This window comes from Streptomyces ochraceiscleroticus (assembly GCF_000720485.1).
GTDB lineage: Bacteria > Actinomycetota > Actinomycetes > Streptomycetales > Streptomycetaceae > Streptomyces > Streptomyces ochraceiscleroticus.
This window is the reverse complement of sequence record NZ_JOAX01000020.1, coordinates 61,452-87,883: the sequence shown is the minus strand read 5'-3', so window position 1 is coordinate 87,883 and position 26,432 is coordinate 61,452. Positions and strand designations below refer to the sequence as shown.

Annotated in this window: 23 protein-coding genes; 16 read left to right on the top strand and 7 right to left on the bottom strand. The window is 71.8% G+C overall.

All coding sequences use genetic code 11. The features are described 5' to 3' along the window. Positions 1-66: 66 nt before the first annotated feature. From IG84_RS0123605 to IG84_RS0123585, 5 genes are all read left to right on the top strand, one after another. Positions 67-2,058 (top strand): zinc ribbon domain-containing protein, encoded by a 1,992-nt coding sequence (locus IG84_RS0123605; protein WP_031060769.1) that lies wholly within the window; start codon positions 67-69, stop codon positions 2,056-2,058. A gap of 140 nt (positions 2,059-2,198) precedes the next feature. Next, the gene (locus IG84_RS0123600) at positions 2,199-2,942 is read left to right on the top strand and encodes an amino acid ABC transporter ATP-binding protein (protein ID WP_031060767.1); all 744 of its coding nucleotides are present in this window, start codon (positions 2,199-2,201) and stop codon (positions 2,940-2,942) included. 15 nt (positions 2,943-2,957) lie between these two features. Beyond that, positions 2,958-3,866, top strand: a complete 909-nt coding sequence (locus IG84_RS0123595) for a glutamate ABC transporter substrate-binding protein (RefSeq protein WP_031060765.1) — start codon at positions 2,958-2,960, stop codon at positions 3,864-3,866. Positions 3,867-3,888: 22 nt separating this feature from the next. Then, positions 3,889-4,533: an amino acid ABC transporter permease gene (locus tag IG84_RS0123590; protein WP_031060763.1), complete on the top strand. Its 645-nt coding sequence runs from the start codon at positions 3,889-3,891 to the stop codon at positions 4,531-4,533. Then, positions 4,530-5,387, top strand: coding sequence for an amino acid ABC transporter permease (locus IG84_RS0123585; protein ID WP_031060761.1), 858 nt, complete (start codon positions 4,530-4,532; stop codon positions 5,385-5,387). Before IG84_RS0123590 ends, IG84_RS0123585 begins: the two co-directional genes overlap by 4 nt. Before the next feature lie 32 nt (positions 5,388-5,419). Here the strand turns inward: IG84_RS0123585 and IG84_RS0123580 are convergent, their stop codons facing one another. After that, positions 5,420-7,000, bottom strand: a complete 1,581-nt coding sequence (locus tag IG84_RS0123580) for an alpha/beta fold hydrolase (RefSeq protein ID WP_031060759.1) — start codon at positions 6,998-7,000, stop codon at positions 5,420-5,422. A gap of 232 nt (positions 7,001-7,232) precedes the next feature. On the opposite strand from IG84_RS0123580, the gene ggt reads away from it, so the two are divergent. Next, a complete protein-coding gene (gene ggt / locus IG84_RS0123575; RefSeq protein WP_031060755.1) occupies positions 7,233-9,065 on the top strand; it encodes a gamma-glutamyltransferase in 1,833 nt (610 codons plus the stop codon). A 68-nt stretch (positions 9,066-9,133) separates the two neighbouring features. Continuing rightward, positions 9,134-10,600, top strand: coding sequence for an amidase (locus IG84_RS0123570; protein WP_078649267.1), 1,467 nt, complete (start codon positions 9,134-9,136; stop codon positions 10,598-10,600). Positions 10,601-10,648: 48 nt separating this feature from the next. Here the strand turns inward: IG84_RS0123570 and IG84_RS0123565 are convergent, their stop codons facing one another. Then, a complete protein-coding gene (locus IG84_RS0123565; RefSeq protein ID WP_031060750.1) occupies positions 10,649-11,200 on the bottom strand; it encodes an isochorismatase family protein in 552 nt (183 codons plus the stop codon). 3 nt (positions 11,201-11,203) lie between these two features. Further along, entirely contained in the window at positions 11,204-11,641 is a 438-nt protein-coding gene (locus IG84_RS0123560; protein WP_031060748.1) for a MarR family winged helix-turn-helix transcriptional regulator, read from the bottom strand. Positions 11,642-11,800: 159 nt separating this feature from the next. Here IG84_RS0123560 and IG84_RS0123555 point away from each other — a divergent pair, with 159 nt between their 5' ends. From IG84_RS0123555 to ligD (IG84_RS0123535), 4 genes are all read left to right on the top strand, one after another. After that, the gene (locus IG84_RS0123555; RefSeq protein WP_031060745.1) at positions 11,801-13,198 is read left to right on the top strand and encodes a hypothetical protein; all 1,398 of its coding nucleotides are present in this window, start codon (positions 11,801-11,803) and stop codon (positions 13,196-13,198) included. Positions 13,199-13,373: 175 nt separating this feature from the next. Then, the gene (locus IG84_RS0123545; protein WP_031060742.1) at positions 13,374-14,216 is read left to right on the top strand and encodes a nitrilase-related carbon-nitrogen hydrolase; all 843 of its coding nucleotides are present in this window, start codon (positions 13,374-13,376) and stop codon (positions 14,214-14,216) included. Further along, positions 14,213-15,544, top strand: coding sequence for an aspartate aminotransferase family protein (locus tag IG84_RS0123540; RefSeq protein WP_031060739.1), 1,332 nt, complete (start codon positions 14,213-14,215; stop codon positions 15,542-15,544). The genes IG84_RS0123545 and IG84_RS0123540 overlap by 4 nt, the downstream gene beginning before the upstream one ends. A gap of 58 nt (positions 15,545-15,602) precedes the next feature. After that, complete coding sequence (ligD, locus tag IG84_RS0123535; protein WP_031060736.1) at positions 15,603-16,586, top strand: non-homologous end-joining DNA ligase; 984 nt, start codon at positions 15,603-15,605, stop codon at positions 16,584-16,586. Positions 16,587-16,601: 15 nt separating this feature from the next. Here ligD (IG84_RS0123535) and IG84_RS0123530 read toward each other — a convergent pair whose 3' ends face one another. Beyond that, complete coding sequence (locus IG84_RS0123530; RefSeq protein WP_157848934.1) at positions 16,602-16,886, bottom strand: hypothetical protein; 285 nt, start codon at positions 16,884-16,886, stop codon at positions 16,602-16,604. Between the two features lie 155 nt (positions 16,887-17,041). Further along, positions 17,042-17,935, bottom strand: coding sequence for a non-homologous end-joining DNA ligase (gene ligD, locus IG84_RS0123525; protein ID WP_031060730.1), 894 nt, complete (start codon positions 17,933-17,935; stop codon positions 17,042-17,044). A gap of 55 nt (positions 17,936-17,990) precedes the next feature. Here ligD (IG84_RS0123525) and ku point away from each other — a divergent pair, with 55 nt between their 5' ends. After that, the gene (ku, locus tag IG84_RS0123520) at positions 17,991-19,088 is read left to right on the top strand and encodes a non-homologous end joining protein Ku (RefSeq protein WP_031060728.1); all 1,098 of its coding nucleotides are present in this window, start codon (positions 17,991-17,993) and stop codon (positions 19,086-19,088) included. A gap of 116 nt (positions 19,089-19,204) precedes the next feature. Here ku and IG84_RS0123515 read toward each other — a convergent pair whose 3' ends face one another. Beyond that, positions 19,205-19,612 (bottom strand): ATP-binding protein, encoded by a 408-nt coding sequence (locus IG84_RS0123515; protein ID WP_031060725.1) that lies wholly within the window; start codon positions 19,610-19,612, stop codon positions 19,205-19,207. Between the two features lie 607 nt (positions 19,613-20,219). On the opposite strand from IG84_RS0123515, the gene lpdA reads away from it, so the two are divergent. From lpdA to IG84_RS0123500, 3 genes are all read left to right on the top strand, one after another. Continuing rightward, the gene (gene lpdA, locus IG84_RS0123510) at positions 20,220-21,623 is read left to right on the top strand and encodes a dihydrolipoyl dehydrogenase (protein ID WP_031060723.1); all 1,404 of its coding nucleotides are present in this window, start codon (positions 20,220-20,222) and stop codon (positions 21,621-21,623) included. Positions 21,624-21,720: 97 nt separating this feature from the next. Further along, positions 21,721-21,915 carry a hypothetical protein gene (locus IG84_RS0123505; RefSeq protein WP_031060721.1) on the top strand — a complete coding sequence of 65 codons (195 nt, stop codon included), beginning with the start codon at positions 21,721-21,723 and terminating at the stop codon, positions 21,913-21,915. Between the two features lie 192 nt (positions 21,916-22,107). After that, a complete protein-coding gene (locus tag IG84_RS0123500) occupies positions 22,108-22,971 on the top strand; it encodes an endonuclease I family protein (protein ID WP_078649265.1) in 864 nt (287 codons plus the stop codon). Between the two features lie 32 nt (positions 22,972-23,003). On the opposite strand, the gene IG84_RS0123495 is transcribed toward IG84_RS0123500, so the two are convergent. Beyond that, complete coding sequence (locus IG84_RS0123495) at positions 23,004-23,987, bottom strand: helix-turn-helix transcriptional regulator (protein ID WP_031060714.1); 984 nt, start codon at positions 23,985-23,987, stop codon at positions 23,004-23,006. Between the two features lie 73 nt (positions 23,988-24,060). Between IG84_RS0123495 and IG84_RS0123490 the strand changes: the two genes are divergently transcribed. Beyond that, entirely contained in the window at positions 24,061-26,313 is a 2,253-nt protein-coding gene (locus tag IG84_RS0123490; protein ID WP_031060703.1) for an excinuclease ABC subunit UvrA, read from the top strand. The last annotated feature ends 119 nt before the right edge of the window (positions 26,314-26,432 follow it).

Here is a 26,432-nt window from a genome sequence, read left to right as displayed (position 1 = left end):
ATGCGTGACCTTTTCGCGGAGATGTCGTTGATCGGATGATGGCATCACGGGCGGGGAGGGGCGTCGATGAGCCGGAGGGTGCCGCTGGGTGAGGGCGAGACAGCCCGTACCGCGTGCGCACGCGGCGTGCTGCGAACCGGGGTGGATGAGAAGACCAGTGCGCTCCTGCCTGCCGCCGCGCTCGTTGAGCGGGTGGGCTGGTGCGCTGATCTGGTGTCCGGGATGGTCAGCGCGTTGCTCGCCGAGCATTGGAACGGCCCCGATGTGGACGTGCTCGCCTCCGGCGAGGATGCGGGCTGCAGGAAGCTGCCGTCGAACGCCTGGATGGCGCTGCGGCGTCTCGGTTGGACTGTCGCACCGTCCGAGGGCATCCGGGCCAATGACCGGATTGTGCGTATGGCTCAGGAGCAGGCCGGGCGTGCTCTGCGGTCGGCGAAGTGGCGTGCTGATCTGACTGCCGGAGTGCTCGCGGCGTGGCCCGCTGACCCGGCCAGGCGCGCCCCGGACGAATGGGACGCGGTGCGTGAGGCCGTGCCGGGCGGGCAGCATCTGCCGGGCAGTGCGATCAAGTCCCGCACTCGACAGATCGCCGTCTTCGCCGGGAAGTACGGGCGGCTGCCGGTCGATGTGTTCGAGCTGGAGGCCGCGCCCCGAACTGCCCGGATGCTGCTGCTGTCGGCGTGCGACGGGCAGCAGGCCACCGTTGAACGGCACGAGAGCGACCCGGGCCGGGCGCTGCTGCGGGTGCAGCTCCCCACCCGCCCCGACCCGCGCTCCTACCGGGACTGGACGTGGGTCGCCTGCCCGATCATGCTGCCGCCCACCATCCCGCCCAGCGCGGTGCTGCACCTTCCCACCCTGCGCATCCACCAAGGGCGCGTGCGGGCCGACCTCGCCTTTGCCCACCCCGTTCCCCGGACCCGGCGTACCGGACACACGGTCGCGCTCGGCGTGGACTGGGGTCTCACTACACTGTTGTCCGCCGGGGCCGCCCGGCTGCACGACGACGGGCGTATCACCGGCCTCGGGGCCGGGGGCATGTTCCGCGCCGCTGGTGTCCTGGCGAAACAGCACCGTCTGCGCCGCCTGTCCGAGCACCTGCACGCAAAGGCAAACCACTACCAGCGACTCACCGGCGGCATCGCCGAACATCCCTTGTCGGCCAAGCGCCAGCTTCTCACCGACGAGATCCGACGCGTCGGCGACCGCCGGTCGAACCTCAACGACGCCCTCGCCGGGGCCGCCGCCCGCTGGACCGTCGATCAGGCCATTGCCGTCGGCGCGACGGTGATCTATGCAGAGGACCTCCGCTCGATGGAGGCCAGGGGCATGGGCCGCACGATGAACACTCGACTCTCCCAGACGGTGCGCGGGCAGATCGTGGACCGGATGCGGCACCTGGCCGCCGAGGCCGGGATCGCCGTCGTGACGGTCCCGGCCCGGAACACCTCCCAGCACTGCCCGCAGTGCCTCGTACCGCTACGGCACCGCAAGGCCCCGGACCGGCCCACCACACCCGGTTGGAAGTGGGCCGTCTGCGGCTCCTGCGGCTGGCAGGGCGACCGCGACCAGGGAGCATGGATGCGCGTCGCCGCACGCGGCCTCACCCACCAAGCGAAGACCGTGACCGAACGCGCCGGCGGTGGCATGGTCATCCGCGCGGTGGTGGACACACTCGAAGCCAAAGCCGTGGTCATCCCGAACACCGCGAAGACCAGCCGGGCCCGGTCCAAGACCGGACCCACCCGGCGGCAGACAGAACGCCCCGCGCCCAGGCGACGCAGGGCACCCTCCCCCACCGGTCCTTCGGGTCTGGCGGGCAAGCGTCCGGAGGGACACGCTCACACGGGCCGGACCCGGCTGCCTCGCGCAGCCGACCGGCACCAGGACGTGACGACGATCAGCAAGCACACCACCGACCGGCCTCACAGGCCCCGCGGGGCAGTACTGGGCGCGGGATTCCACCTGCACGCTCACGCTACCCGGCCTCGGTGGGAAGACCCCGAGCCGGACACACTCCGTCTTGCATGGGGTCGCTCAGCTGATCAGAGACGTTAGGTACGCAGGCGTCTCATGTGTACCTAGGGGGTGCGGTGCCTCACCCCGCGTGTCCCCGAGCGCCGAACCAGGGGCATTTGGGGTAGTTTGCGAACTCTCCGCTGTACGGACGTGCCGGACGAGAGTGAGCAGGGCTGCATATGGCCGGTGACGCGCTGATCGAGATGCGCCGGGTCAACAAGTACTACGGGAAGCTCCACGTCCTCCAGGACATCGACCTCACCGTCGGCCGCGGCGAGGTGGTCGTCGTCATCGGCCCCTCCGGTTCCGGCAAGTCGACCCTCTGCCGAACGATCAACCGCCTCGAACCGATCCACTCCGGCACCATCACGCTGGACGGCCACCCGCTCCCCGAGGAGGGCCGCGAGCTGGCCCGGCTGCGCGCCGACGTCGGCATGGTCTTCCAGTCCTTCAACCTCTTCGCGCACAAGACCGTGCTGGCCAACATCACGCTCGCGCCGCTGAAGGTCCGCAGGAGCGGCAAGGAGGCGGCCGAACGGCGGGCCCGCGAACTCCTGGACCGGGTCGGCCTCGCCTCACAGGCCGACAAGTACCCCGCCCAGCTCTCCGGCGGACAGCAGCAGCGCGTGGCCATCGCCCGCGCGCTGGCCATGGAACCCAAGGCGCTCCTCTTCGACGAGCCCACCTCGGCGCTCGACCCGGAGATGATCAACGAGGTGCTGGAGGTCATGCGGCAGCTCGCCCAGGAGGGCATGACGATGGTCGTGGTCACCCACGAGATGGGCTTCGCCCGGTCCGCCGCCAACCGCGTGGTCTTCATGGCGGACGGGGCGATCGTGGAGGACCGCACCCCCGAGGAGTTCTTCACCCACCCGGAGAGCGACCGCGCCAAGGACTTCCTCTCCAAGATCCTCAAGCACTGAGCGGGGGAGTGCGCAGTGAAGAAGACACCACGGGTCGCCACGGCCCTCCTCCTCGCCGTCCTGGCCGTCCTCGCCGCCGCCTGCGGCAAGCCCGGCAGCCCGCCCGCCAAGGGCCCGCGCGGCGACGAGCTCCCCAAGTACCAGGTGCAGACCCGCTTCCAGCTCACCGACTCGCCCACCTGGCAGCAGGCGAAGCGCCGCGGCCACCTGGTCGTCGGCGTCAAGGAGGACCAGCCGTACCTGGGCGAACGGGACCCGTCCTCCGGCGCGTACCGCGGCTTCGACATCGAGATCGCCAAGATGCTCTCCGCCGCGCTCGGTTTCGACCCCAAGTCCCTCACCTACAAGACGATCGCCTCGGCCAACCGCGAGACCGCCGTGCAGAACGGCCAGATCGACTACTACGTCGGCACCTACACCATCAACGACCTGCGCAAGAAGCAGGTCGGCTTCGCGGGCCCGTACTACATGGCGGGCCAGAGCCTGCTGGTGCGCAAGGACGAGCAGGACATCAAGGGCCCCAAGGACCTGGCGGGCAAGCGGGTCTGCTCCGCCGCGGGCTCCACCCCGTATCAGCGCATCAAGGCCGACTACCCCAAGGCCGTCCTCGTCGCGTACGACACCTACTCCGTCTGCGTCGACAACCTGCTCACCTTTCAGGTCGACGCGGTCACCACCGACGACGCCATTCTGCTCGGCTACGCCGCCAAGGCGCCCGACGAGCTGAAGCTGGTCGGCAAGCCCTTCTCCGAGGAGCCGTACGGCGTCGGCCTGCCTCTCAAGGACCCCGCGCTGCGCTTCGCGCTGGACGACGCGCTCGAAGTCGCCGAGAAGAACGGCAACTGGAAGAAGGCGTACGACGCCACCCTCGGGCTGTCCGGAGTGCCCGCGCCGAAGCCGCCCAGGATCGACCGCTACAGGTGAGCTGAGGGAGCCCCCGACACCCATGGACGTACTGACCCACAACTGGTCCCTCTACGGCAAGGGCCTGCTCGGCACCGTCGAGCTCACCGTCTTCGCCTCGCTGCTCGCCCTCGTACTCGGCGTGATCATGGCGGGCTTCCGGGTCGCGCCGGTCGGCTCGCTGCGCACCTTCGGCACGGTATGGGTGACGGTGCTCCGCAACACCCCGCTCACCCTGCTGTTCTTCGCGGTCCTGCTCGGCCTGCCGCGGTTCGGCCTGGTGCTGCCCTTCGACGTCTTCGCGATCCTGGCGCTCGGCTGCTACACCTCGGCGTTCATCTGCGAGGCGGTGCGCTCGGGCATCAACACCGTCCCGGTGGGCCAGGGCGAGGCGGCCCGGAGCCTGGGCATGACCTTCGCGCAGACGCTGGGCACGGTGGTGCTGCCGCAGGCGTTCCGTACGGTCATCCCGCCCGTCGGCTCCACGCTGATCGCGCTGGCCAAGAACTCCGCGATCGCCGGCTCCTTCAGCGTCGTCGAGCTGCTCGGCACGTACAAGACGCTCAATGAGCTGGGCTACAGCATCATCTGGTCCTTCCTCTGGATCGCCGTCGGCTATCTGATCGTGACCCTGACCATCAGCGCGCTGTTCAACGTGCTGGAGAAGCGCTGGGGAGTCGCCCGATGACCGGCACCGCCCTCTACGACGTCCCCGGACCGAGAACCCGCGGCCGGCACCGCCTCTACGGTGTGGTGGCGACGCTCGTCATCCTCGCCGTCCTCGCCTGGGCGGTCTATCTCCTGATCGACACCGGCCAGTTCAGCGGCCGGAAGTGGACGCCCTTCGAGTACCAGGGCATCCAGGAGCTGCTGCTGCGGGGCCTGGGCAACACGCTCAAGGCGTTCGCGATCGCGGCGGTGCTCTCCCTGGCGCTGGGCGCGGTGCTGGCCGCCGGGCGGCTCTCCTGGCACCGGCCGGTCCGCTGGCTGTGCACCCTCCTGGTGGAGTTCTTCCGCGCCATGCCCGTACTGGTGATGATCTTCTTCATCTATGTGGCGCTGCGGGCCGAGCCGCTGACCGCGCTGGTCGTCGGCCTGACGCTCTACAACGGCTCGGTGCTCGCCGAGGTCTTCCGCACCGGCGTGCACGCCGTCGAGCGCGGCCAGCACGAGGCGGCGTACGCGCTGGGCATGCGCAAGACGCAGGTCATGACGCACGTCCTGGTTCCGCAGGCGGTCCGCGCGATGCTGCCCACGATCATCAGCCAGCTCGTCGTCGCGCTGAAGGACACCTCGCTCGGCTTCCTCATCACCTACGAGGAGTTCCTGCACGCGGGCCGGCTGATCGCCTCCAACCTCGACTACGACCTGCCGTTCATCCCCGTCGTCCTGGTCATCTCGCCGATCTACATCGGGATGTGCATGCTGCTGTCCTGGTTCGCCCACTGGATCGGCCGGCGGCAGCGGCGCAACCCGAAGGTCGAGGGGGAGGTGGGCGCCGCCGAGCCGGGCACACTGCTGCCGGGCACGCCCCCGCTGTGACGTGCCCGGCCATCCGCGGTGCTGACGTTGCGTCAGTCCCGTACCGGTACCGACACCCACGACGGGTCGCCGGCCGGCGAGGAGAAGGTGAGCTTCGCGCCGTCCGGGTTGTGCTCGATGTAGAGCGGGTCGACGGAGTCCACGACCACCGCGAGCCGGTGCCCGGCCGGCACGTCGTACGCCGTGGAGAACAGGTCCAGGTCCACGCCGAACGGCGTGCCCGGCTGCTTGCCGTGGAAGGTGAACGGCGCGTGCGTGACCAGCTTCCCGGTGCCGAGCGGGCCGACGTCGTAGAGGTAGGCGACCGCGGTGCCGCTCTCGGCGGTGCTGCTGACCGTGGTGTGCAGCTTCGCCGTGCCGCGCACCCGCTGCTGGGTCTCGTACGGGGCGGACTGCCAGACCGCGGCGGCCGAGCGGGGCAGCAGCGGTACCGACGCCATCGGCGGGACCTTGAAGAACTGGTCCAGCATGCTCGAGAGGAAGATCGTGCCGCCGTTCGCGCCGGAGTCGCGGTTCGTGGCGATGCCGTGCGTGCCGTTCAACGGGATGCGCCGCTCGTCGGAGGGCACGTCCTTCCAGCTCGCGTACCCCTCGTACGCGCCGGTGGAGCGGGACTTGAGCTGGACCGGGGACTCGCGGTCGACGCCGTTGTCGGCGCCCTTGAGGTAGTGGTCGAACCAGCGCTTGGTGTCGGTCCAGGTGTCGTTGGGCAGCCCGAGCAGGCCCGTGGCCTCGGCGGTGGCGTGGTCGCCGGGCCGGAACTCCAGCCGCTTGGGCCCCTTGAGCTTCTCGAAGAAGTCGGCGTACTGGTTCGGCGGGAAGATCGAGTCGCCCCAGGCGTTGCCCATCATGATGGCCGCGCCATTGGCGTTGATCCTGTCGAGGTAGGTGGCGGGGGAGCGCTTCTTCCCCCACGCGATCATCTCGTCCTCCTTGTCGAGGTTCGAGCCGAGGAAGTCCTTCATGATCGTCCGGAGTTCGGCGCTGGGCCGCCCGGTGAGTTCGCCCGCGCCCGCCAGCAGCCCGGCGGCCTGCGCGTGCTGCGTGCGGCCGCTGTAGATGGAGTCGATCAGATCGGCCCACCCGCTGAGCGCCGCGACCGCCTTGATGCGCGGGTCGAAGGCGGACGCCAGCAGGCTGATCCCGGCGCCGTAACTCACTCCGCCCATCCCGACCTTGGCCGGGTCGGCGGGGGTGTTGGCCAGCGCCCAGTCGACGACCTTGCGGGCGTCGGCGACGTCCTGCGGGCCCGCCGTCTCGATGTTCCCACCGGACTGCCAGAAGCCGCGCGAGTTGTACCCGACGACGATGTACCCGGAGTCCGCCAGCTTCTTGGCCTGCGCGACGTATTCGATCTGCGGCATGCCCCAGCTCGTCGGCAGCACGATTACCGGGTACTTCTTGCTGCCGTCGGCGTCGCCGGGGGTAAAGACATTCGCCTTGAGCGTGATGCCGCCGTCTCCCTCGATGTCCACGAACTTCACGGACGCGGGGGCGGTGGCGGCGGCCGGGGCCGCCTGGGCAGCGGGGGCCGTGGCCGTGAGGGTGGTGGCGAGGACGGCCGCGGAGACGGTACCGATCGCGGCGCGCAGCGTCGTACGGGAGGGCGTCATCTACTGCTCCAGGTCGCGGTGTGGGGGAAGAGGCGAAGAGAGGGGGAGTGACCGGTGGCACCGGTACCGAAGTGACTGGAGAGTAAGGCGAGCGAGTTACCGAAGGTAACCCGTCGGTAGGTTACGCAAGGGTAAAGATCTCGTGGCGGCGGCCCTTCGGCGCCCTGTCGCCCCTGAAGAGCCGCAGGTAGGCTCCGGCTTCTGGCGCGAACTCGATGGAGGGAAGGCACAGATGACGCATGTCCGACGCCTGTCGGTGCTGGCCGTGACGGCCGTGCTGGCCGGCTCGCTGGCCTCCGTACCGGCCAGCGCCCGGCCCGCGGCGGCACCCGCGGCCTCCGCGACCGAGGCCCCGCCCAAGTCCCCGGTCGCCGTGGGCTCCGGCGGCGCGGTCTCCAGCGTCGACCCCGACGCCTCGGCGGCCGGCATCGAGGTGCTGAAGAAGGGCGGCAACGCCGTGGACGCCGCGGTCGCCACCGCGGCGGCGCTGGGCGTCACCGAGCCGTACTCCGCCGGCGTCGGAGGCGGCGGCTACTTCGTCTACTACAACGCCAAGAAGCGCTCCGTGCAGACGATCGACGGCCGCGAGACCGCGCCGCTGACCGCGGACAAGGACCTCTTCCTGGAGAACGGCAAGCCGATCCCCTTCAGCGAGGCCGTCACCAGCGGCCTGGGTGTCGGCACCCCCGGCACGCCCGCCACCTGGGACACCGCGCTGGACAAGTGGGGCAGCCGCTCGCTCGGCCAGGTCCTCGCGCCCGCCACCCGCATCGCCCGCGACGGCTTCACCGTCGACGAGACCTTCCGCAAGCAGACCGCCGACAACGCCGACCGGTTCCGCGACTTCCCCGCCAGCGCGAAGCTCTTCCTGCCCGGCGGGCAGCCCCCGGCCGTCGGCTCCACGCTGAAGAACCCCGATCTCGCCCGCACCTACGGCGAGTTGGCGGCCAAGGGCGTGGACGCGCTGTACCGCGGACGGCTGGGCGAGGACATCGTCCGCACCGTCGAGCAGCCGCCCGTACGGGAGGGCTCCACCCGCAAGGTGCGGCCCGGCGACCTCACCGCGGCCGACCTCGACGCGTACGGGACCAAAGTCCAGGCGCCGACGAAGACGAAGTACCGCGGCCTGGACGTCTATGGCATGGCGCCGTCCTCCTCCGGCGGCACGAGCGTCGCCGAAGCGCTCAACATCCTGGAGAACTACGACGTATCCAAGCTGAGCGAGAAGCAGTACCTGCACCGCTACATCGAGGCGAGCCGCATCGCGTTCGCCGACCGCGGCCGCTGGGTCGGTGACCCGGCAGCGCAGAAGGTGCCCACCAAGGAACTGACCTCGCAGCGATTCGCGGACTCGCGGGCCTGCCTGATCAAGGACGACGCGGTACTCAAGAGCCCGGTCGCGCCCGGCGATCCGCGCCACCCGAAGCCGTGCGCGGACGGTGACAAGGCCGCGCCCACGACGTACGAGGGTGAGAACACCACCCACCTCACCGCCGCCGACAAGTGGGGCAATGTCGTCGCCTACACCCTCACCATCGAGCAGACCGGTGGCAGCGGCATCACCGTGCCCGGCCGCGGCTTCCTCCTCAACAACGAACTGACCGACTTCTCCTTCGCCCCGGCGGCCCCCGGCGTCCCCGACCCGAACCTCCCGGGCCCCGCCAAGCGCCCCCGCTCCTCCATGTCGCCGACCGTCGTCCTCGACCACGGCAAGCCCGTGCTGGCCGTCAGCTCGCCCGGCGGAGCCACCATCATCACGACAGTTCTGCAGACGCTTCTCGGCCACCTCGACCGCGGCCTGCCGCTCGTCGACGCCATCGCCGCGCCGCGCGCCAGCCAGCGCAACGCCGCGCAGACCGAGCTGGAGCCGGGGCTGTACGACAGCAAGCTGCGCGCGGAACTGGAGGCGCTCGGCCACTCGTTCAAGGAAAACCCCGAGATCGGCGCGGCCACCGGCGTCCAGCGGCTGTCCGACGGGCGCTGGCTCGCGGCCGCCGAGAAGGTCCGCCGCGGCGGCGGCTCGGCCATGGTCGTCCGGCCCGAAGGCCACACGAACAACCGCTGACCGTATACGGAACAACTGTCTCCGGCGTCCCACAGGGAGCCGGAGACGGTTGATGCCGACTCCCACGCATGGTTACGCTGCGCTTCTCCGTCGGAACGGAACGTCAGTGCGAGAGGCGGCGTGAGGCAGTGGGGGACAGGTTCGAGGGACTGGCCGAACAGGCCAGAGCGTTGCGCGACGGCGACACCACATCGGCCGAACTGGTCGGGCGGTCGCTGGAGCGCATCGAGGCGACCAGGGGCACCGTCAACGCGTTCCGGCTGGTGCGTACAGAGGCGGCGCTCGCCGAGGCCGAGGCCGCCGACCGCAGGCTCGCGGCGGGGGAGCGGCTGCCGCTGCTCGGCGTGCCGGTCGCGGTCAAGGACGACACCGACGTGGCGGGTGAGCCCACCGCGTTCGGCTGCGCGGGCACGTTCCCGCCCAAGCCCGAGGACTCCGAAGTGGTACGGCGGCTGCGCGCGGCCGGTGCGATCGTCGTCGGCAAGACCAACGCCTGCGAGCTGGGCCAGTGGCCCTTCACCGAGGGCCCGGCCTTCGGTGACACCCGCAACCCGTGGAGCCCGGCGCACACCCCGGGCGGCTCCTCCGGCGGCTCGGCCGCCGCGGTCGCCGCCGGACTGGTGCCGGCCGCGCTGGGCACGGACGGCGCGGGCTCGGTCCGTATCCCCGCGGCCTGGACCCATCTGGTGGGCATCAAGCCGCAGCGCGGCCGGATCTCCACCTGGCCGGAACCGGAGGCGTTCCAGGGCATCACCGGCATAGGGCCGCTGGCGCGCACGGTCGAGGACGCGGCGCTGCTCCTGGAGGTCTCCAGCGGCAGTCACCGGCACGACCTGCACCGCCCGGCGCCGGTCGCGGTCCGCGACGCGGTCGGCCGGGACCCGGGACGGCTGCGCATCGCGCTGTCCTGGAAGGCCGCCTGGACCGGTACGCCGCGCCCGCTCCACCCCGAAGTGCGCGCCGCCGTCACGGACATCGCCCGCACTCTCGCCCGCCTCGGCCACGTCGTCGAGGAGGCCGAGCCGGACTACGGGCTGATCGGCCTGTCCTTCGTGCCGCGCGCGACCACGGGCGTACGGGAGTGGACCGAACGGGTGCCGGACCGCACCCTGCTGGACCGCAGGACCCGGGAGGCCGCGCGGCTGGGCCGGCTGCTGGGCGGGCGCGCGCTGAAGCTCGCGCGGGCCGTCGAGGCGCGGCAGCAGAAGCGGGTGGGCGCGGTGTTCGGCCGGTACGACGTCGTGCTGACCCCGACGACGGCCACGCCGCCGCCGCGGATCGGCACGCTCGCCGCGATGAACGGCTGGCGCACCGACCGGGCGATGATCGCGGCCTGCCCGTACGCCTGGCCGTGGAACGTGCTCGGCTGGCCGGGCGTCAGCGTGCCCGCGGGCTTCAGCTCGGGCGGACTGCCGCTCGGCGCCCAGTTGTTGGGTCCCGAGGGCGGCGAACCACGGCTGGTCTCGCTCGCCTCCCAGTTGGAGGACGACCTGCGGTGGTACGAGAAGTGGCCGCGGCTGCGGGCCGGGGCGTGAGCTCTCCGGGGGCCGGCCCGGGAGGCCGGGGGTCAGCCCCGTAGTGGCTCAGCCCAGCAGCTTGACGAGCGCGTCGGTGGTGTCGGTCTCGCCCAGCCGCGGGAAGATCTTCTCCACGCTGTTGCGGTGCGCGTCGGCGTCCATGTCCGTCACGGCGTCCGTCGCGACCGTCACGTGGTAGCCGTGCTCGTACGCGCTGCGCGCCGTGGACTCCACGCCGATGCTGGTCGCGATGCCGGCGAGCACGATCTGCGTGACGCCGAGGCGGCGCAGCTCCATGTCCAGCGGCGTGCCGTGGAAGGCACCCCAGGTCTTCTTGGTGACCAGGAGGTCGGACGGCTGCTGGTCCAGCTCGGGGACCAGCTCGGCCCAGTCGGCGGGCGGGTTGCCGCCGCGGGCCGGGCCCTCCGTGCGGCCGGGCGCGCCCCCGGTGACGTTCACCAGCACGACCGGCAGGCCGCGCTCGCGGAACGCGGCGGCCAGCCGCGCGCTCCGCTCGACGACCTCGGCGGCGGGGTGGGCGGTGGGCAGCGCGACGATGCCCTTCTGCAGGTCGATCAGGACCAGCGCGGTCTTCGGGTCGAGCGTGGTGGCGGTCATCGTTCAGTTCTCCGTCAGTCGTTTCAGCAGCGCGGCGGCCTCGGCCAGTACGCGCCGTTCCTCGGGGGTGGTGTGCTCGGCGATGGCCGCGGTGAGCCAGTTCTGCTTGGCCCGCCGGACATCTGCCAGTACCCGCCGGCCCTCCTCGGTGAGCGCGAGGACGGCCTGCCGGCCGTCGGTGGGGTGCGGGCTCCGCGCGATGACGCCCCGCTCCTCCAGGGCGGCCAGCGTCACCCGCATCGACTGCGGGCGCACCAGCTCGGCCCGGGCCAGCGCCGCGGTCGTGGCCGGCCCGTCGCTGTCCAGCCGGGCACAGACCGCGCGCTGCGTGGGCGTGAGCTGCCCGCTCGGCGACTCGGCGCGCAGCCGGCGCATCAGCAGTCCGACGGCCGCGCTGAGGTCCGTGACGAGCTGCTCGTGCGCTGTCCCCTTGGTCGGCATGGCGGCAGCGTAGAAAAACGACAGCCAAACTTGCAAGTTTGCCTGTCGACCCATGAGTCGGCGGGGTGGCGTGGTGCGCAGGAGGAAAACTCCTCGTAGCCGCGCCGTAACAGCGGCCGAAACACGACTGGTGTGCAATCGGGAGCGGAAAGGGGCGGCATGACGGAGACACGGCTGCGCGATGCGGTGGGCGAGTTCGCGTACTTCCTGGACGGCCTGACCGGGGCGCTCGACGAGACCGAGGGCTGGTACGGCGTCTTCGTGCGGCGCGATCCGGACGGGCTGCGGGCCTGTCTGGAGGGGCGCGAGGTGCCGCCGTGGGACGTGGTCGCCTCGCTGCTCCAGGATCTGGCCGGGCGGCGCGGCGCGCGGGCGGCGGCGGAGGCCGAGCCGCGCGCCCGGCAGCTCCACGGTGCGGCGGCCGCCGCGTACGACGCGCTGACCGGCGGCCCGGAGGTGCTCCGCGACCGGCTCGGCGCGATGCTCGGCGAGCTCCGCCACACCGCCCGCCGCGAACGCGACCTGCACGCGGCACTCCAGCATGCGGACCCCGCCACCAATGTGGCCGGACTGGCCGGTGAGCTCGCCTGGGTACGCGACGACGCGGCGCGCGCACGGGCCCGCGTGGCCGAACTGGAGCGGCGGATCGAGGCGGCGGGGGAGACGGCCGAGCTCCCGACGGCCCCGGCCGAGCTCCCGACGGCTTCCGGGCCGACCGAGCCGGCGGCCGCCCCCGAGCCGGCCGAGCCCCCGGCCGCCGAGGCGCCCGCCGTCCCCAAGCGTCCGCGCGGCGCCCGTTTCGCGGGCCTGGAGGTCTCCGGCGACGGCGCGGAGGCCGCCCCTCCGGCCGTGGCCACCCCGCCGACCGAGGCCGCCCCGTCGCCCGCGGCCCCCCGAGGCGCCCGATTCGCCGGTGTCTACGAGGAAGACCGCGCACCGAAGCACGCCAAGGAGCGCGACAGCGGAACGGGCGCCCCCGGAGCCGAACCGCAGCCGCTCACCCCCGAGACCCGGCAGGCCGTCACCGCCGCCGCGGCCCGCCTCGCGGAGCTGCGGGCGGCAGGGAGCGGCGGCGAGGCGCACGCCCTCCTGTGCACGGCCGCCGACCGCCCCGCCGCCGAACTTCCGTATACAGCCGAGCAGTTGGAGCGGTACGGACTCGCCGCCGACGTGCCCACCCTCCTGTGGGAGGTGGCCTGCCTGCCGTCGGACCGCCTCGCCGCGGCGGCGGAGGCACTGGCCGCCGCGGGCCGTGACCAGGACTGCGCGAGCCTGCTGCGCCAGGGCGTGGCCCGCCCGGTCGCCGAGGTGGCGAGCGCCGCGCTGGCGCTGCGGGACGCGGGCCGTACGGGTGAGGCGCGGGAGCTGCTGGCCGCGCTGGTCCGCGTGCGCACCGCGCAGGAGGCGGCGGGCCTCGCGCGGGCCACGGACGCGCCCGAGGTTCTGCTGCCGCTGCTGCTGGAGGCGGCGGCAGGAGTGGCGCCGCACTGCCACCGCGACCTCGTCCACGCGCTGCGGACGGCCGGCGTCCCCGACCGCCTCACCGGCGCCGGCTGACCCGTCCGCACCACCCCTCACAGCGGCTCGTACAGCAGTTCCCGCAGGGTGCGGAATCGGCCGCGCGGCGCGGCAGAGATGGTCTTGCCAGGGTGCACATCGCGGCCTACGGTCACCTCCACACGCGTAGAGCACACATGGACCGGTGTCTGACGCCCTGGCAAAGGAGCAGCTCATGGCCGATGTTGTACGTGCCGCACTGGTGCAGGCGACCTGGACCGGTGATACCGAGTCGATGATCGCCAAGCATGAGGAGCACGCCCGCGCGGCGGCCGCCCAGGGCGCGAAGGTGATCGGCTTCCAGGAAGTCTTCAACGCCCCGTACTTCTGCCAGGTCCAGGAGCCGGAGCACTACCGCTGGGCCGAGCCGGTGCCCGACGGCCCGACCGTCCGCCGGATGCAGGACCTGGCCCGCGAGACCGGCATGGTCATCGTCGTCCCGGTCTTCGAGGTCGAGCAGTCCGGTTTCTACTACAACACCGCGGCCGTCATCGACGCCGACGGCACGGTCCTCGGCACGTACCGCAAGCACCACATCCCGCAGGTCAAGGGCTTCTGGGAGAAGTACTACTTCAAACCGGGCAACAAGGGCTGGCCGGTGTTCGACACCGCGGTCGGCAAGGTCGGCGTCTACATCTGCTACGACCGGCACTTCCCCGAGGGCTGGCGGCAGCTCGGCCTGAACGGCGCCCAGCTCGTCTTCAACCCCTCGGCCACCTCCCGCGGCCTCTCCGCCCACCTCTGGCAACTGGAGCAGCCCGCGGCGGCCGTCGCCAATGAGTACTTCGTCGCGGCGATCAACCGCGTCGGCGTCGAGGAGTACGGCGACAACGACTTCTACGGCACCAGCTACTTCGTCGACCCGCGCGGCCAGTTCGTCGGCGACGTGGCCAGCGACAGCAAGGAGGAACTGGTCGTCCGTGACCTGGACTTCGCGCTGATCGACGAGGTCCGGCAGCAGTGGGCGTTCTACCGGGACCGCCGTCCCGACGCGTACGAGGGGCTGGTGCAGCCGTGACCCACTACGCCGACGACGCCGCCCATCTGCACGCCCGGCACCGCTCCGTCCTCCCCGAGTGGCTGACCCTGCTCTACGACCGTCCCATCGAGCTGACGCACGGCGAGGGCCGGCACGTCTGGGACTCCGAGGGCAACCGCTACCTCGACTTCTTCGGCGGCATCCTCACCACGATGACCGCGCACGCGCTGCCCGAGGTCACCAAGGCCGTCGCCGAGCAGGCCGGCCGCATCATCCACACCTCGACCCTCTACCTCTCCCGCCCGATGGTGGACCTGGCGGAGCGGATCGCGGCGCTCTCCGGCATCCCCGACGCGCGGGTCTTCTTCACCACCTCCGGTACGGAGGCCAACGACGCGGCCCTGCTGCTGGCGACCACGTACCGCCGCTCCAACCAGATCCTGGCGATGCGCAACAGCTACCACGGCCGGTCCTTCTCGGCCGTCGGCATCACCGGTAACCAGAGCTGGTCGCCGACCAGCCTCTCGCCGCTGCAGACGCTGTGGGTGCACGGCGGGGTGCGCAGCCGCGGCCCGTACGCGCACCTCACGGACGCCCAGTACATCGAGGCGTGCGTCGCGGACCTGAAGGACATGCTCCAGCAGACGGCGGGCGGCGTCGCCGCGCTGATCGCCGAGCCGATCCAGGGCGTCGGCGGCTTCACGGCACCGCCCGACGGCCTGTACGCGGCGTTCCGCGAGGTACTGGCCGAGCGCGGCATCCTCTGGATCAGCGACGAGGTGCAGACCGGCTGGGGCCGTACGGGTGAGCACTTCTGGGGCTGGCAGGCGCACGGCGCGAGCGGCCCGCCCGACGTGCTGACCTTCGCCAAGGGCATCGGCAACGGCATGTCCATCGGAGGCGTGGTCGCCCGCGCCGAGGTGATGAACTGCCTCTCCGCCAACTCCATCTCCACCTTCGGCGGCAGCCCGGTCACGATGGCGGCGGGCCTGGCCAACCTCACCTACCTCCTCGAACACGACCTCCAGGGCAACGCCCGGCGCGTCGGCGGCCTGCTCATCGAGCGGCTGCGCGCGGTGGCCGCGGGGCTGGACATCGTGCGCGAGGTCCGCGGGCGCGGCCTGATGATCGGCATCGAGCTGGTCGAGCCGGGCACGGACGAGCCGTCGCCGCGGGCGGCCGCTGCCGTCACCGAGGCCGCGCGGGAACGCGGCCTGCTCATCGGCAAGGGCGGCCTGAACGGCGCGGCCCTGCGCATCGCGCCCCCGCTCTCGCTGACCGTCGCGGAGGCGGAGGAGGGCGCGAGTCTGCTCGACGAGGCGCTCCAGGAGGCACAGAAGCAGCTCGGCGGCCCGGCCGGCGGCTGACTCGGCGCGCGGGCCCGCCCAACCTGCGCGGGCCCGCGCGAGCGCTGATCATCGGAGCATGGCACCGCCCGCACCCCGGCCCGCAGACCCGCCCGACCTGTCCGCCCTGCGGCCCATGCTCGCCACGCCGGGTCCGCTGCCCGCAGACGGCGCCGATCCGGCCTGGGCGTACGAGGTGAAGTGGGACGGGGTGCGCTGCCTCGCGCACGTGCCGGGGGACGGGTCCGTGCGGCTCGTCACCCGCGCGGGCAACGACGCCACCCGGACCTACCCCGAGCTGGTGGCCCTCGGCGACGCGCTGCGCGGCCGGTCCGCCGTCCTGGACGGCGAGGTCGTGGTGCTCGACGCGGACGGCCGGCCCGACTTCGGGCGGCTCCAGCGCCGGATGAACGTCGCGGACGCGCGCCGCACCGCCCGGCTGCTCACCGACCACCCCGTCCACCTCGTCCTCTTCGACGTGCTGTACCTGGACGGGCGGCCGCTGCTGGACGCCCCGTACGAGGAGCGCAGGGAGGCGCTGGCGGGCCTGGAGCTCGCGGCGCCGGAATGGTCGGCTCCCGGACACGTCGTGGGGAAGGGCGCCGAGGTGTGGGAGACGACGCTGCGCAACGGCCTGGAAGGCGTGCTCGCCAAGCGGCTCGGCTCCGTCTACACCCCGGGCGTGCGGTCCGCCGACTGGCGCAAGACCAAGCACGTGCGCACCCTCGACATCGTCATCGGCGGCTGGTGGGAGGGGCGCGGCGGGATCGCCGGGCTGCCCGGGTCGGTGCTCGCGGGGATCGAGGAGGCGGGCGGCGTGCTGCGGTACGCCGGCTCGGTCGGCTCCGGCCTCTCGGAACGCGAACGGCAGGAGCTGGCGCGGTACTTCGAGATCCTCGCGCGCGACACCTCACCGTTCGCCGGGCCGGTCGAGGTGCCGGGCGCCCGCTGGGTGGAGCCGCGGCTGGTGGCCGAGGTCGGCTACTCCGGCTGGACGGCGGCGGGCCGGCTGCGCCACCCGACCTGGCACCGGCTGCGGCCCGATCTCACGCGGCTGGACTGAGGGACGGCAGGCGCTTCACTGCCACCGGTCGAACGCGTGGAGGACGGTCATGATCCCGTCTTCCCAGGTCGGGAAGTGCCCCCGGATCTGGGAGAGCGACACCGCAGGCTGACGGCGTTGGCCGTCCATCGCGTACACGACGTGGTGGGCGCCGCCCGTCGTGGACACCTGTCCCACCCTGGTGAAGCCGCAGTCGTTCGGGTTCGGGTCCGTGCAGACGAAGATGAAGTAGTCCGGCATGCCGGGTTCCGAGGCGAGCGGGACGAGGAAGAGGCCTCTCCGTTCCACCTCGCGTCGCACGTGGCGATCGATCCTGGACACGTCCGCTGTCGTCATGGCAAGCCCCCGTGCTCACTCGGGCCACCGCACCGGCGGCCTGTCACAGTCTGCGCGGCAGGCGCGGCGGACACAAGAAGGAGTTGCCAAGTCATGGACAGGAAAAGGGAGTTGGCGGACTAACGCTTCGCGCGCGGCAGCCGCTTCGCCCGGTTGAGGTTGATCAGCGGGCCGAGCAGATCGCCGTACCGCTCGCGGCGCTCCGCGATGTCGCCGATGAGGAAGTGCAGGTCGGCGGGGTCCGCGCAGCCGTCGATCTCGTCCCAGGTCACCGGCGTGGAGACGGTCGGCTCGGCGCGTGCGCGCACGGTGTACGGCGTGGCCGTGGTCTTCGCCGCGCTGTTCTGGCTGAAGTCGATGAAGACCTTGCCGGGCCGCAGCGCCTTGGTCATCCGGTGCACCACCTGCTCGTGCAGCTCGTGCTCCGCCTCCACCGCGATGCCCTTGGCGTACGCGGTGACCTCGTCCGACGGGGTGGGCTCGATCGGCACGAGCAGATGCAGGCCCTTGGAACCGGAGGTCTTCGCGTACACGTGGAGGCCGTCCGCCGACAGTCGCTCGCGCAGCCACCCGGCGACCGCGCAGCAGTCGACGATGGTGGCCGGTGCGCCGGGGTCCAGGTCCAGCACCAGCCGGTCGGCCACGCCCGGCTCGTCCTTGCGCCACTGCGGGGTGTGCAGCTCGACGACGAGGTTGGCCGCCCACATCAGGGACGCGGTGTCCTGCAGCACCACCTGGCGGCCGGTCTTGCCGCTCCGGCGGGTCAGATCGACGGTCTTCACCCAGGCGGGCGTACCGGGCGGCACGTTCTTGGTGAAGAACGTCTCGCCGTCCGGCCCGTCCGGATACCGCAGGAAGGAGACCGGGCGGTCGTAGAGGTGGGCGAGCATCGCGCCCGCGGTCTGCGCGTAGTAGTGCAGCACCTCGCCCTTCGTGGTCCCGGTGGCCGGGTAGAGCACCTTGTCCAGGCGGGTGACCGTCAGCCGGCGTCCCTCGATCTCGGTGATCGGCATACCCTGAGAGTCGCACGAATCGTGACGTAACGGGCGAACACTGAGGGACGCACGTATGAGATCCATCTGGAACGGGTCGATCTCCTTCGGCCTGGTCAGCATCCCGGTGAAGATGTACAGCGCGACGGACAGCGCCTCGGCGGTCTCCTTCGTCCAGATCCACGAGAAGGACGGCGGCCGCATCCGCTACCGCAAGGTGTGCGAGCTGGACGGCCAGGAGGTGTCCCAGGACGAGATCGGCAAGGGGTACCAGGCCGCCTCCGACATGATCGTCCCGCTCACCGATGCCGACCTGGCCTCGCTGCCGCTGCCCACCGCCAAGACGCTGACCATCCTCGCGTTCGTCGACGCCTCCGACATCGACCCGCTGCAGATGGACAAGGCGTACTACCTCGGCGCGAACGGCCCGTCCGCCGCCAAGCCGTACGTCCTGCTGCGGGACGCGCTGGTGCACCACCAGAAGGTGGCCATCGGCAAGGTCGCGCTGCGCAACCGGGAGACGCTGGCCATGCTGCGGGTGCACGACGACGCGATCGTGATGCACGCGCTGCTGTGGCCGGACCAGATCCGCTCCCCGGCCGGCCTCGCGCCCAAGGAGAACGTCCAGATCCGGGACAACGAACTCACCCTCGCCGAGACCCTGATGGACTCGCTCGGCGAGCTGGACCAGGGCGAGCTGCACGACGACTACCGGGACGCGGTCGAGGAGCTGGTCACCGCGAAGCTGGAGGGCGGCGAGCCGGCCGTGCCCTCGGAGGGCCCGCGGCGCGGCGGCAAGGTCATCGACCTGATGGCGGCCCTGGAGGACAGCGTGCGGGCCGCGCAGGAGGGGCGCGGCGGGGACGATGAGGAGAGCGGTACTTCGGCGTCCGTCACGCGGCTGCGGGGGAAGTCCTCGGCGAAGGCGACGGGGGCGGCGGGGAAGAAAGGGACGGGGGCGGCGGGATCGGCCGGGTCCACCGGATCCGCGGGGAAGAAGGCCGCGGCTGAGAAGACCGCTCCCGCGAAGAAGAGCACCGCCAAGAAGGCTGCTCCCGCTGAGAAGGGCGCCGCCAAGAAAACCGCTTCTGCTGAGAAGGGCGCCGCGAAGAAGACCGCGACGGCGAAGAAGACCCCGGCGAAGAAGACCGCGTCACGCCGGAAGGCGGGCTGAGCGCCGACTGAGCGGCGGCTCGGGACGGTACGGGTGAACGCCGAGCTGGTGGGGCGGGGTCCGGGCCCCGGTGGTGCGCCGTGCGGCGCGTCGGCCGATGCGTTGCCCGCGGCCCTTCACGTGCCCGCGAGGACCGCCCGTACGGTCTTGCCGCCGCCGCGGTCCGCGGTGATGTCGAACTGCCGGGACAGCAGTCCCACGATGGCCATGCCCCGGCCGCCGACCGCCTCGTCGGAGAGCGGCTGGACGGTGGGGGTGCGCGGGCTGTCGTCGTGCACCTCGATGGTGACGCCGCTGGCCGCGGCGCTGAGGCGGAGCCGGCAGCGGCTGTTGCCGTGCCGCACCGCGTTCGTGACCAGCTCGGACACGATGAGTACCGCTTCGTCCACCCGGCCGGACACTCCGTCGGGCATCTCCGGATGGCCGAGGAAGCCGCTGGTCAACCTCCTGGCCCAGCGGGCCGACGCGACCTCGCGTGGCAGCGCGTATTCGACGCGCGCGGCGCGGTTCCTGTTCGCGTGCATTGGGTCTCACTCCCTCCCTTGACGGTGGCGGAGGGCGTACGGTCAGCGCGTCGACCCCTCCGCCGTGGCCGGTGCGATCCACACGGCCTGCCGACGGGAGCGGTCATTCCCGCTCGCCCACGCCCCAACCATCGAGTACCCGTTTGCCGACCCGCTGTGACGGAGTGAACACCCGCACCTCAGGGGGCGACCGGCGCTCACGGGCGTACGGGCTCCCGGAGCGGGCACCCGGAGGGCCACCGGCGCACGCCCCACGGGGAAGGATCAAGCCGATCATGGCGGCCCCGGGGCGCCGCACGTCGGCCTCGTACGGCCCGGCACGGCCCGTTGCCCGGCCCCCGGTGCCACCTCCCGGGCCCCGGCTCGTCGCCACTGCGAACGATGGTTTACTATTCAAAGGAAGTGAGGGACGGCGACGCACCGCCGCTGACCTCGCGCTCCGGCGCCCCCGCGGTAACCGCGGCCGCGCCCCACACACCAGCCCCGGCCGGCTTCCCCCGTCTGGCCGGGGCTTCCCCTTTTTTCCGGATGCGGTGCGCCGAACGGCCTACGCGGCGTCCCCCCCAACGCCCTGCGCACGTGGCGGGTGCCGACCTACGCTGCCGGTATGAGTGCACACTTTGACGTCGTCGTCCTCGGCGCGGGCCCCGGTGGCTACGTCGCCGCGATCCGCGCGGCCCAGCTCGGCCGCAGCGTGGCGATCATCGAGGAGAAGTACTGGGGCGGGGTCTGCCTGAACGTGGGCTGCATCCCCTCCAAGGCCCTGCTGCGCAACGCCGAGCTGGCCCATCTGTTCACGCAGGAGGCCAAGACCTTCGGTATCCAGGCGAGCGGCGAGGTCACGTTCGACTACGGCGCCGCCTTCACCCGCAGCCGCAAGGTCGCGGACGGGCGCGTCAAGGGCGTGCACTACCTCATGAAGAAGAACAAGATCACGCAGTACGAGGGCCGCGGCACCTTCGCCGACCCGCACACCCTCCAGGTCGCGCTCTCCGACGGCGGCTCGGAGACCGTCACGTTCGACCACTGCATCATCGCCGCGGGCGCCACCACCAAGCTGCTGCCGGGCACCTCCCTGAGCGAGCGGGTGGTGACGTACGAGGAGCAGATCCTCAGCGACGAGCTGCCCCGCAGCATCATCATCGCGGGCGCCGGCGCGATCGGCGTGGAGTTCGCGTACGTCCTGCGCAATTACGGCGTGGACGTCACGATCGTGGAGTTCCTGGACCGACTGGTGCCGCTGGAGGACGCCGAGGTCTCCGCCGAGCTGGCCAAGCGGTACAAGCGCCTGGGCATCAACCTGCTCACCTCCACCCGCGTCGAAGCCATCGACGACGACGGCAGCGGCAGCGTGAAGGTGCACGTCAGCACGGGCGGGCAGCGGCAGACGCTGGAGGCGGACAAGGTCCTGCAGGCGATCGGCTTCCAGCCGCGCGTGGAGGGCTACGGCCTGGAGAACACCGGCGTACGGCTCACCGAGCGCGGCGCCATCGACGTCGACGGCCGCTGCCGTACGAGCGTCCCGCACCTCTTCGCGATCGGTGACGTCACCGCGAAGCTGATGCTCGCGCACGCCGCCGAGTCCATGGGCATCGTCGCCGCGGAGGCGATCGCGGACGCGGAGACCATGGAGCTGGAGTACGTCATGATCCCGCGCGCGACGTACTGCCAGCCGCAGATCGCCAGCTTCGGGTGGACCGAGGAGCAGGCCCGCGAGCAGGGCTTCGACGTCCAGGTCGCGAAGTTCCCGTTCACCGCGAACGGCAAGGCGCACGGCCTCGGCGACAGCGTCGGCTTCGTGAAGATCCTCAGCGACGGCCGGTACGGCGAACTGCTCGGCGCTCACCTCATCGGACCCGAAGTCACCGAACTGCTGCCGGAGTTGACGCTGGCTCAGCAGTGGGACCTGACGGTCCACGAAGTGGCCCGCAACGTCCACGCACACCCGACCCTCGGCGAGGCGGTGAAGGAGGCCGTGCACGGGCTCGCGGGACACATGATCAACATGTGAGGAGTCGGGTCATACCCCCTGGTCGCGGCACTCCGTGCCCCGTCGTGGCCGTGCCGAAAACGAGCGGCGGCGCGACGGGGTCCGGCGACACTGAAGCATGTCCAGTGTGTCCCGGGGCAGCCGCCCGCACCGGCTGCCCGACCATCCGCTCCGCGTCCGCCTCGGCCCGCTCGCGAGTACGCTGCGGGACGTGTTCGGCTGCCTCGGGGTGATCGTGGCCGCGGTGCTTGTCTCGCTGCTGTGTGTCCTGCTCTCCCAGACGTTCCCGCAACTGGCGGAGATCTCCCCCTGAGGGGCGTCAGGCCCGGCCCCCGGGTCACACGTGGCGCTCTACACCCGTAGATCTCCACACTTCTGACACCCCTTCACACCACAAGGGTCACACCGTGGTGATGCCGGAGTGGCAGCATGCCTGCGGTCGACAGACCGTCGGCCGGCCTCGGCCCGCGCTCCCCCACGTATCCGCGCGGGCCGGCCCACGCGCATGGGGGAGAGGACACCACTCGTGGACATATCCCGTACCACCACTCGGCGCAGAATCGTCACGGCACTCACCGGGACCGCCCTGCTCGCCCTGGCCGTCCAGGTACCGGCCACCGCGGCCCCCGAGCCCGCCCCTTCGCACCGCACCACCGCCACCGCGTACGACACCACCGCGTACGACGACACGTACTACAAGGACGCGCTCGGCAAGACCGGACCCGAGCTCAAGTCCGCGCTGCACACGATCATCAGCTCCGGCGTCAGCAAGCTCAGCTACGACCAGGTCTGGGACGCGCTGAAGGTCACCGACCAGGACCCGAAGAACTCCTCGAACGTCATCCTGCTCTACACCGGCCGCTCGCAGAGCAAGGACGACAACGGCGGCGACCCCGACCAGTGGAACCGCGAGCACGTCTGGGCCAAGTCGCACGGCGACTTCGGGACTTCGACAGGGCCCGGCACCGACGTCCACCACCTCCGCCCGACCGATGTCTCGGTCAACAGCACCCGCGGCAACAAGGACTTCGACAACGGCGGCAGCGAGGTCGGCGAGGCGCCCGGCAACTACACCGACGGTGACTCCTTCGAGCCCCGTGACGCGGTCAAGGGCGATGTGGCCCGCATGATCCTCTACATGGCCGTGCGCTACGACGGGGACGACGGCTTCGCCGACCTGGAGCCCAACGACAAGGTCGACAACGGCTCGGCGCCCGCCATCGGCCGGCTCAGCGTCCTGAAGACCTGGAGCGAGCAGGACCCGCCGGACGACTTCGAGAAGAACCGCAACCAGGTCATCTTCGACAAGTACCAGCACAACCGGAACCCGTTCATCGACCACCCGGAGTGGGTCGGCGCGATCTGGTGACCGGCCGCACGGTCAGAGCCTGACACAGGCTCTCAGGGATGGTGGCCGCCGGCCGCGGCCACCATCCGGCCGCCCAGCTTCCGCAGGTACACGATCAGCTCGGGCGGCTCGTGCACCTCGAACTCCACGTTGAGCAGCGCCAGTCGGAGCGCGAGCCAGTCCAGCGCGTCGCCGCCGGTCAGCAGGCGGCAGCGGTCGGCGGACAGCGGCTCCAGCACCCCGCTGCCCGGGGGCACGTGCCGCGCGGCGTCCTCGGCCGAGGTGTGCAGGACGACCACCGCGCGGTGCCGGGCGCGGTGGCCGGTGACCGACTCGGCGACGTAGGCGGCCGCGTCGTCGGCGGGCAGCGCGCGCTCGGCGGACCGCGCCCCGGTGGCCAGCGGCTCGCGCACCCGGTCGGCGCGGAACGTCCGCCAGTCCGCGCGGTCCAGGTCGTACGCGACCAGGTACCAGCGGCGGTCGGCGCTCACCAGGCGGTACGGCTCGGTGTGCCGCCGCCCGGGGGCGCCGTCGCGCCCCGCGTACCTGAAGCGCAGCCGCTCCCGGCGGCGGCACGCGGCGGCCAGTACGCCCAGTACGGCGGGGTCCGTGGTGGGCGCGGTGCCGCCGGCGGTGAGCAGCCCGTACAGCGGGTCGGTGGCCTCCTGGAGGGCGGCGACGCGGCGGCGCAGCCGGTCGGGGAGTACCTGCTCCAGCTTGGCCAGGGCGCGGACCGAGGTCTCCGCCACGCCGGTCACCGCGCCGCCCGCCGCCGCGTGCAGCCCGATGGCGATGGCCACCGCCTCGTCGTCCTCCAGGAGCAGCGGCGGCATGGCCGTACCGGCGGCGAGCCGGTAGCCCCCGACGGCGCCGATCGTGGCGTCGACCGGGTAGCCCAGGTCGCGCAGCCGTCCGACGTCCCGGCGGACGGTCCGCTCGGAGACGCCGAGCCGGCCGGCCAGTTCGGGTCCGGTGTGCTCGCGCCCGGTCTGCAGCAGCGAGAGCAGTGTCAGCAGCCGGGCCGGGGTGTCACTCATGCGCACTCACGCCCTCCAGGGTGGCAGCGAAGCAGGACATGAACTGTCCTGCTTCTTTCCTACCGTGCGGGGTATGGCGACAGACAGCATCCGCATCACCGGGGCCCGTGAGCACAACCTGAAGGACGTGACGCTGGAGATCCCGCGCGGCCGGCTCACCGTCTTCACCGGGGTCTCCGGCTCCGGCAAGTCCTCGCTGGTCTTCGGCACGATCGCCGTGGAGTCGCAGCGGCAGCTCGGCGAGACGTTCGACTGGTACGTGCGCAATCGCCTGCCGAAACACGAGCGCCCGAAGGCGGACACCATCGAGCGGCTCTCCCCGGCGATCGTGGTGGACCAGCGGCCGGTCGGCGGCAACGCCCGCTCCACGGTCGGCACGATGACCGACATCCACCCGATGCTGCGGGTGCTGTACTCGCGCTGCGGCACGCCGAGCGCGGGGGAGGCATCCGCGTACTCGTTCAACGATCCGGCGGGGATGTGCCCGGAGTGCGACGGGCTCGGCAAGGTGGTGCGTCTCGACCTCGAACGGGCCCTGGATTGCGCGAAGTCGTTGAACGAGGGGGCGATCCGGCTCCCGATGGTCGGCGTGGGCAGCGCCTGGTGGCAGATGTTCGCCGAGACGGGGCTGTTCGACCCGGACAAGCCGCTGGCCCAGTACACCGAGGCGGAGCGCAAGCTGCTGCTGTACGACGACACGGGGCGCAAGGTGCGGCGGGCCCGCGCCCGTAACGACAACTCCTACGAGGGGCTGGTGGTCGGGTTCCACCGGCAGTACGTCAACCGCGATGTCTCGGGGCTGAGCGAGCGGCTGCGGGACGCCGTGCGCCGCTTCGTGCGCGAGGACGTGTGCCCCGAGTGCGGTGGCGCGCGGCTGGCCGCGGCCGCCCGCAAGACCCAGGTGGCGGGGCTGACCCTCGCGGAGATGACGGCCCTGGAGGCGGACGAGCTGATCACCGTGCTGCAGGGGATCGACGACCCGGTGGGCGGGCCGGTCGCCGCGCGCGCCGTGGCCTCCCTGGAGCGCGTCGTCGGCATCGGCCTCGGCTACCTGAGCCTGGACCGGGAGACCGCCACCCTCTCGGGCGGCGAGGGCCAGCGCCTGAAGACCGTGCGCCACCTCGGGTCCAGCCTGACCGGTATGACGTACATCTTCGACGAGCCGAGCATCGGGCTGCACCCGAGGGACGTCGCGCGGCTCAACGCCCTCCTGCTGCGGCTGCGGGACCACGGCAACACCGTCCTGGTGGTCGAGCACGATCCGGACGTCATCGCCGTCGCCGACCACGTCGTCGACATGGGCCCCGGAGCGGGCACGCACGGCGGCCGGGTGGTGTACGAGGGCACGGTCGAGGGGCTCGGGGAGGCGGACACCCCGACCGGCCGCGCGCTGCGCCGCACGGCCGGCTTCAAGGCCGCGGCCCGCGCGCCCGCAGGGCTGCTGCCTCTGGAGGGCGTGACGCTGCACAACCTGAAGAACGTCTCGGTCTCCGTGCCTACGGGGGTGCTGACGGCCGTCACGGGGGTGGCGGGCTCGGGCAAGAGCACGCTGGCCACCGAGGCTTTCCCGGCCCGGTACCCGGAGGCGGTCGTGGTGGGCCAGGGCGCCATCGGGGCATCGTCGCGCTCCACCCCGGCGACCTACCTGGGCCTCATGGACCCGCTGCGCAGGCTGTTCGCCCGTACGCACGGCGTCCCGCCCGGCCTGTTCAGCTTCAACTCAGCGGGTGCGTGCGGGAATTGCGGCGGCCGCGGCGAGATCCGTACCGACCTGGCGTTCATGGACCCGGTCACCCGGACCTGTGAGGCGTGCCGCGGGCGGCGCTTCCACGAGGACGTACTGGCGATGACCGTGCGGGGCAGGTCGGTCGCCGACATGCTGGACCTGACGGCCGAGGAGGCCCGGGACTTCCTGGCCGGGGAGCCGGCGATGCGTGCCCCGCTGGCCGCCATGAACGACGTGGGCCTCGGGTACCTGCCGCTCGGCCGGTCGGTGTCCTCGCTCTCGGGCGGCGAGCGGCAGCGCCTCAAGCTCGCCACGCACCTGGACGGCACCGGCGGCGTGTACGTCCTGGACGAGCCGACGACCGGGCTGCACATGGCCGATGTGGACGGGCTGCTGGCGCTGCTGGACCGGCTGGTCGACGCCGGGAACACCGTGCTGGTCATCGAGCACAACATGGATGTCGTCCGGCACGCGGACCGGGTGATCGACCTCGGCCCGGAGGGCGGCAGGCGCGGCGGCGAGGTCCTGTTCAGCGGCGTGCCGCGGGGCCTCCTGGACCGTCCGGACTCGCCCACGGGGCAGCATCTGCGGCGCAGGTGATCGCGAAGCGGTGATCGCCGTACGGATAACGGGCGGTCAAATTCTCGTTGCTTATCTGTCGGAAACGGTCAGGAAGTGGCACGCTCTCACCGGCCCAACTGCCGCTTCACAACAGGAGG

Bases quoted from the DNA above. Each gene is read 5' to 3' on its own strand.
- IG84_RS0123605 (WP_031060769.1), top strand. From the start codon at position 67: ATGAGCCGGAGGGTGCCGCTGGGTGAGGGCGAGACAGCCCGTACCGCG.
- IG84_RS0123600 (WP_031060767.1), top strand. From the start codon at position 2,199: ATGGCCGGTGACGCGCTGATCGAGATGCGCCGGGTCAACAAGTACTAC.
- IG84_RS0123590 (WP_031060763.1), top strand. From the start codon at position 3,889: ATGGACGTACTGACCCACAACTGGTCCCTCTACGGCAAGGGCCTGCTC.
- IG84_RS0123585 (WP_031060761.1), top strand. From the start codon at position 4,530: ATGACCGGCACCGCCCTCTACGACGTCCCCGGACCGAGAACCCGCGGC.
- IG84_RS0123580 (WP_031060759.1), bottom strand. From the start codon at position 7,000: ATGACGCCCTCCCGTACGACGCTGCGCGCCGCGATCGGTACCGTCTCC.
- ggt (WP_031060755.1), top strand. From the start codon at position 7,233: ATGACGCATGTCCGACGCCTGTCGGTGCTGGCCGTGACGGCCGTGCTG.
- IG84_RS0123570 (WP_078649267.1), top strand. From the start codon at position 9,134: ATGGTTACGCTGCGCTTCTCCGTCGGAACGGAACGTCAGTGCGAGAGG.
- IG84_RS0123565 (WP_031060750.1), bottom strand. From the start codon at position 11,200: ATGACCGCCACCACGCTCGACCCGAAGACCGCGCTGGTCCTGATCGAC.
- IG84_RS0123560 (WP_031060748.1), bottom strand. From the start codon at position 11,641: ATGCCGACCAAGGGGACAGCGCACGAGCAGCTCGTCACGGACCTCAGC.
- IG84_RS0123555 (WP_031060745.1), top strand. From the start codon at position 11,801: ATGACGGAGACACGGCTGCGCGATGCGGTGGGCGAGTTCGCGTACTTC.
- IG84_RS0123545 (WP_031060742.1), top strand. From the start codon at position 13,374: ATGGCCGATGTTGTACGTGCCGCACTGGTGCAGGCGACCTGGACCGGT.
- ligD (WP_031060736.1), top strand. From the start codon at position 15,603: ATGGCACCGCCCGCACCCCGGCCCGCAGACCCGCCCGACCTGTCCGCC.
- ligD (WP_031060730.1), bottom strand. From the start codon at position 17,935: ATGCCGATCACCGAGATCGAGGGACGCCGGCTGACGGTCACCCGCCTG.
- ku (WP_031060728.1), top strand. From the start codon at position 17,991: ATGAGATCCATCTGGAACGGGTCGATCTCCTTCGGCCTGGTCAGCATC.
- IG84_RS0123515 (WP_031060725.1), bottom strand. From the start codon at position 19,612: ATGCACGCGAACAGGAACCGCGCCGCGCGCGTCGAATACGCGCTGCCA.
- lpdA (WP_031060723.1), top strand. From the start codon at position 20,220: ATGAGTGCACACTTTGACGTCGTCGTCCTCGGCGCGGGCCCCGGTGGC.
- IG84_RS0123505 (WP_031060721.1), top strand. From the start codon at position 21,721: ATGTCCAGTGTGTCCCGGGGCAGCCGCCCGCACCGGCTGCCCGACCAT.
- IG84_RS0123500 (WP_078649265.1), top strand. From the start codon at position 22,108: ATGGGGGAGAGGACACCACTCGTGGACATATCCCGTACCACCACTCGG.
- IG84_RS0123495 (WP_031060714.1), bottom strand. From the start codon at position 23,987: ATGAGTGACACCCCGGCCCGGCTGCTGACACTGCTCTCGCTGCTGCAG.
- IG84_RS0123490 (WP_031060703.1), top strand. From the start codon at position 24,061: ATGGCGACAGACAGCATCCGCATCACCGGGGCCCGTGAGCACAACCTG.